We start from the raw sequence: 12,519 nt of genomic DNA, 5'->3' as shown, positions 1-12,519 counted from the left end.
CCGATCATTTGTCAAGGAAAGAGACTCATAATTCACGTATCCTTTACATTTCTATATAAACAAAAAAAGAAAGAGGCTATCCCCTTTCTTTATTTCGCAAACACTCCTGAAACAATACTCATAATTTTTTGGACAACTTCTTCAATTGATAAAGAAGTTGTATCTAATTCCAATGCATCATCAGCTTTCTTTAGAGGAGAAACCTCGCGTTCTGAATCTAATTTATCACGCTGAGCAATTTCTTTTTTTAACTGCTCTAAATTAGAATCGAAACCTTTATTCATATTTTCTAAATGTCTTCTTTCTGCTCTTTCTTCAACAGAAGCAAGCATAAAGATTTTCACTTCAGCATCTGGTAACACATGTGTACCAATATCACGACCATCCATTACAACGCCGCCTTTTTCCGCTAACTCTTGTTGACGACGTACCATTTCTTCACGAACAAGACGATGTTTCGCCACAATAGATACTCGATTCGTCACCTCAGGTGTACGAATTACTTCAGAAACATCTTGTCCATTTAAAAATACAAGTTGTGTATTTTCTCCTTGTTGAAACTCAATATTTACATTCTTTACAACTTCCATTAACTTCTCTTCATTTTCTATGTCCACTTTTTGTTCAAGGGCTGCATATGTAATCGTGCGGTACATTGCGCCTGTATCAATATAAACGTAAGAAAGTTTCTTTGCCACAACTTTTGCAACCGTACTTTTTCCAGCAGCTGCTGGACCATCTATAGCAATTGAAATTCGTTTATCCATTGTAACACCTCATTTTTTCACTTATAAAACAAAACGAAAAGCAGGTATTCTCCTGCTTCTTCTCATTTGCTTCACGTCATTAAATCCTCAATTATTGTAGCATAATCCTTCATAGAAGAAAATGAAAACTACCTATTCACCTGTAAGATTTCTGCTTTGTTTTTTACCATGACACCTTCATAATAAACAATTTTAGATAAATATTTCACTGATGACTTATGTATAAATAACAATTGCACAACAAAAAGACAAATGAATTGTATTACTAATATACGAATAAAAATTTTCTCCATCTTTTTCAACGTAATTGCTCCCTCCTATCTTATATTTACACATTTCGTTTCGTGATTTTACACATCGTACATATATCAGCTAACTTTATTGTCATTTTCGAGGCATACTTTTATACATTTCCATTGTCGAATTTACTTAAAACATGTTATGTTCTAAATGTATTTTTCAACTTGAAAGGGGTATAAGCATTGAAAAGAATCCTAGTTTTACACACAGGTGGAACAATTGCAATGGAGGAAGATAAAGAAACTGGGGTCGTACAACCAGGTGAAAAAAATCCTCTTTTAAAATTTATTCCTGATTTAGAAGGCGATGTTGATTTAATCGTTGAAGATGTGTTCCATCTACCATCTCCTCATATGACACCGAGCGAAATGTTACAATTACAAGTCATCATTGATGAAAGAGTAAAACAAGACAACATTCATGGCGTAGTCATTACGCATGGTACGGATACATTAGAAGAAACAGCCTATTTCTTAGATTTAACAGTGCAAGCAACTATTCCAATCGTTGTGACTGGCGCAATGCGTTCTAGTAATGAATTGGGTGCTGATGGTCTATATAACTTCTTATCGGCTGTAAAAGTCGCTAGCAGTAATGAAGCTGCAGAAAAAGGTGTGCTAGTCGTATTAAATGACGAAATTCATTGCGCTACAAATGTAACGAAAACACATACAAGTAATGTAGCAACATTCCAAAGTCCACAGTATGGACCAATTGGCATGGTAACAAAGCGCGGCGTTGTATTCCACCATGCTTTAGTACATCACGAAACATATTCAGTAAATAAAGTTTCTAAAAACGTAGTCGTTCTAAAAGCATATGCTGGTATGGACGATACATTGTTAGCAGCAATTGAAAATCTTCCAGTAGACGGGATTGTTATTGAGGCACTTGGACAAGGTAATTTACCACCAAGAACACTTCCTAGTTTAGAACGATTAATAAACAAAGGAATTCCTGTCGTATTAGTTTCTCGTTGTTTCAATGGCATCGTTCAAGATGTATATTCATATGAAGGTGGCGGCAAACAATTAAAAGATATGGGCATTGTATTCACATACGGTTTAAATGCTCAAAAAGCACGTATTAAATTATTAGTTGCATTAGAGAATACAACTTCTCATGAAACAATCCAAAATATGTTTATGCACAATTAAAAAAGAAGCTGTCGAAATAAACTTCGACAGCTTCTTTTTACATTTCTCTCGTTGCAATGGTTTGCGCAATCGCATCTCCATGAAATCGACCGTTCTCAATAAATATTTCATTCGCATTATTTCCAGCAGCGATTACACCTGCAATGAAAATATTTTCAGCATTCGTTTCCATTGTATCCTCTGTATAAATCGGACGTCCTGTTTCTTCATCAATCCGAACACCCATCTTCGTTAAGAAACTATGATCAGGATGGTAACCCGTCATCGCAAATACAAAATCATTTTGGATTGTATATGCCTCATCATCAACTGTAAACGTTAATGTATGTTCAGTAATTCCCTTCACGTGAGCCCCGAAATGCATTTGAATTGTGCCACTTCGTACTAATGCCTCAAACTCCGGCAAAATCCATGGCTTAATGCTTGGAGAATACTCACTCCCGCGATATAAAACTGTTACACGTGCACCGGCTTTAACAAGTTCTAACGCGGCATCTACACTAGAGTTTTTCCCACCTATAACTACTACATCTCGATCAAAATAAGGATGTCCCTCTTTAAAATAGTGAGCTACTTTCTTCAATTCCTCACCTGGAACATTCATATAATTTGGATTGTCATAATATCCAGTTGCTACAACAATATATTTCGCTATATATATTTCTTTACTTCCGTCACGCTTTGTCGTCTCAACATTAAAAACTTCTCCATCTTTTTGAACTTTCTCCACTCGTTCAAAAGCATTTACACGTACAGATTTACGCTTTACTACTTCACGATAATACGCAAGCGCTTGATTTCGAACAGGCTTACGATTTTCTGTAATAAAAGCTACATCACCAATTTCTAATTTTTCACTAGAAGAGAAAAATGTTTGATGAGTTGGATAATTATAAATTGCATTTACAATGTTTCCTTTTTCAATTACTAACGGATTTATCCCTGCCTTTTGCAACGAAATTGCTGCTGCTAATCCGCACGGACCGCCTCCAATTATGATAGCTGTTTCTTTCTGCATACTCAGCTCACTCCTAGTCTTCTACCAATACGCTAATTATTAAAACAAGAAAAAACCTACTTACAGCAGTAGGCACCTATCTTTATTGTATTCATTTTTCATATATTTGTCATCTAAACGAAACGTACATCCGATAGACATCTGCTAAAAACTGCTGAAATTTAATACCTTGTTTCCCTAATACATTTTCAGGATCAATCTTTCTAGCTGGGTCAAGTGTTTTATGTGATACGATATCTTTTTTCGGATTCAAGCCGAAGTTTTGGCATAAATACGCATGATACCACGTAAAACGGGTATATGCTTCCCAAAAGTTAACATCACCGCCATAACAAAGTTCCACTCCAATGGCTGCTTTATTGGCATCATAACCATATAAGTCATTATCTGTCGGCACACCATACCGAACATGATAGGCAACTTCATTTATAGGAACAATTTCCAATATTGTTTTATCATCTATAAATGTATGTGCCGAAGCTTTCGGTTGTATTTCATTAAAATAATCCCGATTCCCTATCGCATTGCTACCAGGGTTCCCCGTATCATGACTTACAATAAATCTTACTTTAGAGAGAGGAATTCCCGGTCGTGAACTTCCATACCCAATATAGTTACGCTCTATAGGAAACATCGCCATTACTACCAACTCCCGCTTCAGAAGATTGCCTTACTTCTTTATATATGTATTCGGTAGCAATGTCTTTATCGCATATTTCTTACGCGAAGAGAAAATTGAAAATATTTGATGTGAACACCATAAATAATAAAATACTTACAGCAACTCCATAAAAACCGTAAAACCAAACACAATCTTCTTTCGTATCTAAACCGAAAAATTTATTTACTGATTGTAATAATGTGCCACGCTTACTTTGTTTGTTTCTTAATACTTCCACTCGTTCTACAACATCTGCTGGCATCATAAATCTTTGGTCTACTGTCATTTTCATCATTTATCTCTCCTTAAAATCATTTCCGTTTTGTTTATCTAAGGAAAGTATAGCACGTTTGTTCGTATAGAACAAGCGTTCTTTTTATTTTTATTTTATTTTTCAGCAAACCAAGTAAGAATCGAGATTATAAAGGCAATAATAGGCCCTACTACAACTGCACCAAACATTAAAAACAGTAGTCCTTCCCCGAACATCCGAACGATACTTGTTTTTTTCGGGTTCGTAGTTCTCGCTAGTTCTCCCTCTAACCTCTTAACCTTTTCTTCTAATTGTTCTACTCGTTCCATCATTTCATTTTCCATATACAACACCTCGCTCTAATACTTCAACAAAAAAACGTGATTCCCTCGAAAGGAATCACGTTTTCTCACGTTATAATATTATACCCAACCTCTGAAGCGACTTGCTTCAGCCATTTTACGAACACCGACCATATACGCTGCTAAGCGCATGTTCACTTTACGAACTTGTGCTGTTTCATAAATAGAATCAAATGATCTTACCATTACTTTTTCTAAACGTTGTTCTACTTCTTCTTCAGTCCAGTAGTAACCTTGGTTATTTTGTACCCACTCAAAGTAAGATACTGTTACACCACCAGCACTTGCTAATACGTCTGGAACAAGTAAAATGCCGCGATCTGTTAAAATTTTAGTTGCTTCTAATGTTGTTGGACCATTTGCAGCTTCAACAACGATTTTCGCTTTAATATTATTAGCATTTTCTTCTGTAATTTGGTTCTCAATTGCAGCTGGAACTAAAATGTCGCAATCAAGTTCTAACAACTCTTTGTTTGAAATTGTATTATTAAATAGTTTTGTTACTGTACCGAAGCTATCACGACGGTCTAATAAATAATCAATATCTAATCCGTTTGGATCATGCAATGCACCGTAAGCATCCGAGATTGCAATAACTTTCGCGCCTGCATCATGCATAAATTTAGCTAAGAAGCTTCCAGCATTACCGAATCCTTGAACAACAACGCGTGCACCTTTAATATCAATGTCGCGTTTTTTGGCAGCTTCACGAATACAAATTGTTACACCTTTCGCCGTTGCTGTTTCACGTCCATGTGATCCACCTAATACAAGTGGCTTACCTGTAATAAATCCTGGTGAATTAAATTCATCGATACGGCTATACTCATCCATCATCCATGCCATAATTTGAGAGTTTGTGAATACATCTGGAGCTGGAATATCTTTCGTCGGTCCTACGATTTGACTAATTGCTCGTACATAACCGCGGCTTAATCTTTCTAACTCACGGAATGACATTTCACGTGGGTCACAGATAATTCCACCTTTACCTCCGCCGTATGGTAAATCAACAATACCACATTTTAAACTCATCCAGATTGAAAGTGCTTTCACTTCATTTTCTGTTACATTCGGATGGAAGCGAATTCCACCTTTCGTTGGACCAACAGCATCATTATGTTGTGCACGATATCCTGTAAATATTTTAACAGTCCCGTCATCCATACGAACTGGTATTTTCACTGTCATCATACGAATTGGTTCTTTTAATAATTCATATACTTCGTTTGGATAACCCAATTTTTCTAATGCTTCACTAATAACAATTTGTGTCGAATTCAATAGTTCAAAATGTTGTTCCCTTTGTTGTTGTGTTTTTGTTTGAGTTCCCTTTTCGGCTACCATAGTAAGTAAACCCCCTGTAATTTCACTTGTTTAGTAAACCTTCATTGCCTAGTATACACCGTTAAATTTGGAATGCAATAGAAAACGCTAACAAATATATACAAACTATTTTCTGTTGCAAGCGTTTTCACTATCATTATAGTCCTTTTATTGCTTTTAGAAAAGTAAAATACTTAAATATTTAAATATTTTTTATTTTACTTATATATAACACCTTAAGAAGGTACTTTTAAGTAAAGTAAAGAACGCCCAAGTATTTATGATTCCCGCTATACCATTGATCATTTTGACATTTTCAGACCAGTATTTTAGGTTTTTCCAAATAAAAAAACAAAACCTTAGCTTTGTTATATTAGCTAAGGTTTTGTTTTTTCACAAAGTAATTGTGTATTTGTTCAATTGCTTGAGAAGCCATTAATTCTTTACCATACTCCATTAGACGATAAATAGTTGCTGTAGACGGATTACCATATTCCGCTAAAATAGCTATAAAATCTGCCTTCAGTAATTGAACTTGCTCCTCTTCTTCCATCCAAAGATAGAAACGACCATCCCACGTATATAGTTTTCCGCCAGTTACATCAAGGTTATATAAACGATTCGACAGGTTAATTACGTCGTCTAGTGTAGCAAACTCATAAAGTATATGCTCGCTTTCATCTAGAGTCACTTGCATTTCAATAAACTCGTCACGGAACTCATCATCTGTATCCACATCTTGATGTTCTTTCGTTACAATTACGACCATCCCTTGCGCTTGTAGAGAAAATACTTCAACTGCAATCGGACCATCCGCTTCAAAACCTAATTCCTTATTTGCTTCTTGCATCATATCACGAAACAATTGCTGTACTTTCGGTGCATTTCTCCACAAATCTTCTTTCGTTAATCCTCGTTCAGATAAATCATCAAATGTTAAGAAAATTTTTATCTTATTGTAATTTAATCGTTCCAGCCTCATCCCATACCCTCCCTACGTAACCAATGAATATAATTTTTATTATATGAAATAGAAAATAGATGGTTCTTTTCGAACAACTATTCTAACATTTTTAACCAATCATCCCATTCTTCTTTCGTATCACCAATTAGGTTTGTTTGAATGTTCAACTGATCTCGAGTACCTATTTCTCCTATAAACCCAACTGAAAGGTTCTCACTTTTTTCTTGCAACAAATTCATGTAGTTCATCGCGTTCTTAAGTTCTCGTCCGTCATCAAATGAGACTACTACATATGTAGGTTGTATTTGCTCAACAGCTTGCAAAATGCTATCTTCTGCTAAGCTTGACCTAATATATATCACCTCATATCCTTTTAAGCGTAAATACGTTGAGAAAACAAATCCTTTCAACATATTATTTTCTAACAAAACAACTTTGTGTATAGAAGAAAATGATGATGCATTATGATACACCATTCCCAGACGAGTTTGTAAAAATGATACGCCATATTGGAATTGCACCATTGTAACTTCATTATTATTTTTTAACGTTAACAATTTATTTGACACTTGAAGAACAATACTTGCTATAACTTTTTCTGTTGCATAAATACTAAAAGCCTCGTTTAACAATGCAGAAGTTGTAATTTCATCAAATTTTAACAAAGCTTGTAGTAAATCGTCCACTAAAACAACTTCTCTATCGTAATGTATTTCTTTTTGAACATTACTCTGCAAACGATTCCCTTCTAATAATTGAACCGCTTGTCCAATCATCATGCCGGAAGAAACCTTGTCCATTAACCATTTCAAAATTTGAATTTGCTCTTCTGTATATAATCGATGCCCCGCATGATTCCGCTTCGGGGCAATAATTTGATATCGTCTTTCCCATGCACGAAGCGTACTTGGCTGAATTCCAATTATATTCGAAACAGCTTTTATGTTATATTTCCCGTTTAGAGTTGGCATCATTTCCCTCCGCATAACGTAATAATATGTGTTTGAGCAGGTGCTCGGAAGCGAAGTGGAATCAACGTTGTTCCATACCCATTACTAACAAAAAGAGTCATATTTGAACGCTTATATACGCCACCTTTTAAATATTTTTTAGATGGGAATAATCGAATCTGTCCTCCATGTGTATGTCCACTTAACACAAGTGAAATTTGTTCTTTTCCAGACATTTTATTTATTATATCAGGGTTGTGGCTAATTAATATGCGAAAACCATCTTCTCTGCAATCAGCCAACGCTAAATCTAAACGATCACGTTTCAAACCAACATCATCTACACCGAGTAAACAAATTTTTTCTCCTAATTCAGACTCAAATACAACTCTTGTATTATCTAAAACTTTCACATTATTTTCTAATAACAAAGCATCTAATTCATGATATTCAATCTCATAATCATTATTTCCCCACACAAAATATACAGGAGCTATCGCTCTTAACTTTTGTATATTTGCAGAGATTTTCGATAAAGGGACGCCTCTTTCCGCTAAATCACCGCCAATAATTACAAGGTCTACTTTTCCTTTTACTTGTTCAATTACTGAATTTGAAATGACTCTTCTATGAATATCAGAAATAAAAAACACCTTTACTTTTTGAAAACTTTCTGGAAATTCTTCAAATATTAAAGTATGTTCTAACACAGTATTACGCATCGCTTCTGTATACATTACAAGAAGAAATATAATACCAATACATATGAGAGTACTTAATAAGATAATCCATATCATATATTTTTTACTCCCTTCCTCATAAAGATAATCCTCAGTTTTTATATCAAGTATGTTACTAACTCTCCTGCTTTGCGGACTTATCTTTTATCGGAATTTTTATTTCTTGACCTACATTCACTTCATCTTCTTGTAAATCATTATACTTTTTAATCACTTCAATCCCAGTTTCATCTGAAAAATATTGCTTCGCTATACTTTCTAAAGTTTCTCCCTCTTTTACCGTATGCGTTACTACTTTCTCAGATGGTGCCTCAGACTCAGATTTAGCTGAATCAAAGAAAATAACCTCAAATGCACTCTTCCCAGCGTTATTACCATCACTTTTCACCTGAATATATTTATCTGTATACCATAAGATACTAATTGGTAGTAATATGAATAGAAATGTTAAAACTCGGACGAAAATATGATTCATTTTAAACTTTTGTTTTTTCTCTTTATTTCTATGAATTTCACTACGCGGCGGTAAACTTTCTTTTTCTTCCACTCGCTCAACTTCTAATTCCTCTTCAAAATCAGGAATTCGTTTTCTCATGTTGTTCACCACCACCTTCCATTTATTTTCTTAATTGGAGTCCCATTATAAAATCAACAAGAAAGTGTGCAAAGATTGTTATAAACAAATTTCCTGTCCATTCAAACACATAACCAAAGACAAAACTAATGAAACAGACGAAACAAAACAAAAATGGCTTTTTTATATACCGAATATGTAACACTGCAAATACTAAACTCGCTATTACAATTCCAAAGTGCGTCTGCACTACACCTCTAAATAAAAATTCTTCTGCAAAACCGATAATGAACGTAATAACGAGTAGATGCATAACTGACATTCCTTGAAACATCCTATCGTTAATACCACCATCATCAAACCAAGACTCAGGAAATACTCGCATTGCAACATAATCTAATAACACAATACCAATTGCTAATAAGCCACCTATTATAAGTATAGACACCGGTTCCCATTTCCACAGACTATACACCGATTTTATATCTCGGAATAATATATATGCTAGTAAACAACCGATACCGATAATAATGAACTGTGTGATATACAGATTCAGCCTTATTTCTTTCGGACTCATATCTTCAATATTATGCCTTTGAATATTCATCATTCCCCCATCTTTTCTAGACCGAAAAGCTTTTGTAACTCTGTTTCCCAATTATAGTCGAAATCCGATTGTTGCGCTTGTCTTTTTTTATAATCTGTTTTTGTAATACTACAATAGTCACAGCAATTTTTTAACTCGTTCTCTTTTCTATAACCGAACTGTTGCAGCAAATATTCACGTCTACATCCTTTCACTTGTATCCATGATTTCATGTTTTCTAGCTCACTATATTTATTACGTAGCCTTATTTCTACTTCAGCTATTAATCTGGTCATAATTTCATCTGACAAGCTCTCTAATTTTAATTTCCGCTGTTGTATGATTCCAAGTTGTTCGAGATGATAGCGGATGAACCGCCAATATTGCTCATTAAATCTTGCTGCATTATAACAAATTTCTTCTACCTCTTCTATTGGTAATTCTTTCGTTTGAAACATTCTTTCTTGTAGTAAAGAAAATAAAAATTGTATTTGCGACTGACTTGGCAATTCGTCTTCAATTATTGAAATTGGTAAATCGTGATCTAACGGACTACATAGTAAGATAGCTATACTCGGTTCACCATCTCTTCCAGCTCTTCCGATTTCTTGTAAATAGGAAGCTATATTAGTCGGATAATGGAAATGAATAATATATCTTGTATTCGACTTATTTACTCCCATACCAAAAGCACTGGTACATATTACAAGCTGCAACTGATCATTCATAAACTGCTGTTGAATTAACATACGCTCTTCATGTTCCATACCACCATGATAAAAAGCGACACCAGTCACGCCTTTTCCTCTTAAATATTCCGTTAAACGTTCTGTCCACGCTCTGCTTGAACAATATACAATACCTGGCCCTTGTAAATACATTACCTGGTCCAAAAGCGCTTCTTTCTTCTCTTCTATCGTATCCACAAATTGTACTTCCATTGCAATATTTGGACGATCAATAGAGTATACATGCTGCGTCACATTCTTCAAATCTAAACTCTCTGCTATATCTCGGAGTACATCTTTCGTCGCTGTCGCCGTTAATGCTAGCACCGTAGGAGACCCGATATTCTCAATGACTACATTTAGTTTTTTATAGTCTGGTCTAAAATCATAACCCCATTGTGAAATACAATGGGCCTCATCCACAACAAATAATGAAATATGAACTTTCTTCAATTCTCTTATTAACACTTCCGACTGCAACATCTCTGGTGATACAAAAATAAATTTATATGAAGCTAATTTTTTCATCGCTTCTCTTTTTTCATGTAATGTCCGAAAACTATTAAATGCAATTACTCGGTTTTTCACAACATATTTTAATTGCGTAACCTGATCTTCCATCAAAGATAATAATGGCGATACAACAAGTACTGTTCCTTCTTGCATTAGCCCTGGAAGTTGATAGCACATAGACTTCCCTCTTCCGGTCGGAAGCATCGCTATAACATCTTTTCCTTCCAATAAATCTGTAATTACCCCTTTTTGACCTGGACGAAATTCAGAATATCCAAACCACCTATATAAATATTCCTCAAGTTTCATTTATACCCTCCATCCGTGCCAATACAAGACGAACTTCAAAATAAGAGATATCCTCTCCAACCGCTTGTTTCAACTCACGCAACTTACGTGTTTGTAATGCATCAATTACTTTTGTTACTTTATCTATTTTGTCTTTTTCCATAAACATCTCGATAGAAAAATCTCTTTCTCGCAAAGCAATTTCAACAAAATGATCTTCTATCGTTGCGACCTTTAAATTTCTAATTGTCGCTATTTCATCTAAAGATCGTCCTTGTCTCCAAAAATTATATGTTTTTTTCGTTGATAAACTAAATAATTCAGCTCTCTCATTTGGATAAGAGATAATCTCAGCTAATAGTGGAAATTCATTTTCTTTATCACGAACTTCTTGTATAAGGAAGTGAATTGTACCCCAAAATAAAAAGTACACCCGTAATATATCTTGTTTCGTAATTTCAGCTAATTGCTGCAATGTACAACCGATACGTTCATATCCTGTTAATCGATATGTTACAATCGTCGCTTCTACCACATCACCTTTTCCTAAAAGATGTTGTATTTCTTTCCATAATCTTTTAGCCAATTCACTTCGCCTATATGGTATACCTGTTAAAAAGCGTTTTACCCACATCATTATTTCTGTATCTTGTTGAATGGGAATAAACTTCGTATTATTCTGTTGTAAATTAGATATCGTTTGAATAATTAATGATAATCTTTTCCAAAATGTTTCACCTAATTCACCATAGTGTAAACCATGTAAATGGGCCGGAAAAGCATACACTTTCTCCCATGTATGTAACTGCATTTTACCTTTAGATGTTAACAAATATGTATTTTCATGTATTTCTTGAATCAAATCTGCTCGCAACAACTTTGCAACTTCACGATCATAGTCTGTTCTATTTAACGATTTATATATTCCAAACAAAAAAGAAATTCGGAACATATTTCCATCTTGTAACGTTTGCGAAGATCGTTTTCCTTTTAATAAATAATAAATAGAAGAAACGGTCCTTTCACCATTCAATTGTTTTAAACAATACAATAAAGTATATTGTAGTTGCATTACCGCTTCCACCTTTCAGTCTAATTTAATTGCTTTTAGTATGATTGCACCACCGTTACTCATCAAACTTATCATATCGGCACCATATACTTGTATATAGTCTATTGTACCAAACGAAATAACATTTACGTATTTTGAAAATCTTATGACATAATACAAAAATTAGTTGACACCCTAATTGATAAGCATTATCATTATAATTTTATGTTGAAAAGTTTTAAAAACCGTTTTACAATAAGGTTATAATTTTTATGGCGAGC

Annotated in this window: 15 protein-coding genes; 1 reads left to right on the top strand and 14 read right to left on the bottom strand. The window is 34.4% G+C overall.

Annotated elements, in window-relative coordinates:
• Window positions 1–89: 89 nt before the first annotated feature.
• Together cmk and FS742_RS27400 are read right to left on the bottom strand one after the other, a co-directional pair.
• The gene (cmk, locus tag FS742_RS00200; RefSeq protein ID WP_144610560.1) at window positions 90–767 is read right to left on the bottom strand and encodes a (d)CMP kinase; all 678 of its coding nucleotides are present in this window, start codon (window positions 765–767) and stop codon (window positions 90–92) included.
• A 128-nt stretch (window positions 768–895) separates the two neighbouring features.
• The gene (locus tag FS742_RS27400; RefSeq protein WP_186327128.1) at window positions 896–1,069 is read right to left on the bottom strand and encodes a YpfB family protein; all 174 of its coding nucleotides are present in this window, start codon (window positions 1,067–1,069) and stop codon (window positions 896–898) included.
• Between the two features lie 180 nt (window positions 1,070–1,249).
• Here FS742_RS27400 and ansA point away from each other — a divergent pair, with 180 nt between their 5' ends.
• A complete protein-coding gene (ansA, locus tag FS742_RS00195) occupies window positions 1,250–2,224 on the top strand; it encodes an asparaginase (protein ID WP_144610558.1) in 975 nt (324 codons plus the stop codon).
• A gap of 37 nt (window positions 2,225–2,261) precedes the next feature.
• Here ansA and FS742_RS00190 read toward each other — a convergent pair whose 3' ends face one another.
• From FS742_RS00190 to FS742_RS00135, 12 genes are all read right to left on the bottom strand, one after another.
• On the bottom strand, window positions 2,262–3,242 hold the full coding sequence (locus tag FS742_RS00190) for a YpdA family putative bacillithiol disulfide reductase (RefSeq protein WP_144610556.1): 981 nt from the start codon (window positions 3,240–3,242) through the stop codon (window positions 2,262–2,264).
• A 109-nt stretch (window positions 3,243–3,351) separates the two neighbouring features.
• Window positions 3,352–3,882: a peptidoglycan recognition protein family protein gene (locus FS742_RS00185; protein ID WP_001240648.1), complete on the bottom strand. Its 531-nt coding sequence runs from the start codon at window positions 3,880–3,882 to the stop codon at window positions 3,352–3,354.
• 79 nt (window positions 3,883–3,961) lie between these two features.
• On the bottom strand, window positions 3,962–4,198 hold the full coding sequence (locus FS742_RS00180) for a DUF3961 domain-containing protein (RefSeq protein WP_144610554.1): 237 nt from the start codon (window positions 4,196–4,198) through the stop codon (window positions 3,962–3,964).
• 92 nt (window positions 4,199–4,290) lie between these two features.
• The gene (locus FS742_RS00175) at window positions 4,291–4,500 is read right to left on the bottom strand and encodes a hypothetical protein (protein WP_144610552.1); all 210 of its coding nucleotides are present in this window, start codon (window positions 4,498–4,500) and stop codon (window positions 4,291–4,293) included.
• A gap of 78 nt (window positions 4,501–4,578) precedes the next feature.
• Window positions 4,579–5,865, bottom strand: a complete 1,287-nt coding sequence (gene gudB, locus FS742_RS00170) for an NAD-specific glutamate dehydrogenase (protein ID WP_000225171.1) — start codon at window positions 5,863–5,865, stop codon at window positions 4,579–4,581.
• A gap of 352 nt (window positions 5,866–6,217) precedes the next feature.
• Entirely contained in the window at window positions 6,218–6,826 is a 609-nt protein-coding gene (locus FS742_RS00165) for a genetic competence negative regulator (protein ID WP_001235391.1), read from the bottom strand.
• 77 nt (window positions 6,827–6,903) lie between these two features.
• Complete coding sequence (locus FS742_RS00160; RefSeq protein WP_144610550.1) at window positions 6,904–7,779, bottom strand: MerR family transcriptional regulator; 876 nt, start codon at window positions 7,777–7,779, stop codon at window positions 6,904–6,906.
• Window positions 7,779–8,555: a metallophosphoesterase gene (locus tag FS742_RS00155; RefSeq protein WP_144610548.1), complete on the bottom strand. Its 777-nt coding sequence runs from the start codon at window positions 8,553–8,555 to the stop codon at window positions 7,779–7,781. Before FS742_RS00155 ends, FS742_RS00160 begins: the two co-directional genes overlap by 1 nt.
• A 58-nt stretch (window positions 8,556–8,613) precedes the next feature.
• Complete coding sequence (locus tag FS742_RS00150; protein ID WP_144610546.1) at window positions 8,614–9,093, bottom strand: LysM peptidoglycan-binding domain-containing protein; 480 nt, start codon at window positions 9,091–9,093, stop codon at window positions 8,614–8,616.
• Window positions 9,094–9,115: 22 nt separating this feature from the next.
• Window positions 9,116–9,679 (bottom strand): CPBP family intramembrane glutamic endopeptidase, encoded by a 564-nt coding sequence (locus FS742_RS00145; protein ID WP_061677819.1) that lies wholly within the window; start codon window positions 9,677–9,679, stop codon window positions 9,116–9,118.
• A complete protein-coding gene (locus tag FS742_RS00140; RefSeq protein WP_144610544.1) occupies window positions 9,679–11,208 on the bottom strand; it encodes a RecQ family ATP-dependent DNA helicase in 1,530 nt (509 codons plus the stop codon). The genes FS742_RS00145 and FS742_RS00140 overlap by 1 nt, the downstream gene beginning before the upstream one ends.
• Entirely contained in the window at window positions 11,198–12,259 is a 1,062-nt protein-coding gene (locus FS742_RS00135; protein ID WP_144610542.1) for a YpbB family protein, read from the bottom strand. The genes FS742_RS00140 and FS742_RS00135 overlap by 11 nt, the downstream gene beginning before the upstream one ends.
• Window positions 12,260–12,519 lie beyond the last annotated feature (260 nt).

It is taken from the genome of Bacillus cereus (assembly GCF_007678085.1).
In the GTDB taxonomy this organism is placed as follows: Bacteria; Bacillota; Bacilli; order Bacillales; family Bacillaceae_G; genus Bacillus_A; species Bacillus_A cereus_BE.
The sequence above is the reverse complement of the archived record's forward strand: the minus strand, read 5'-3'. Positions and strand labels throughout refer to the sequence as shown.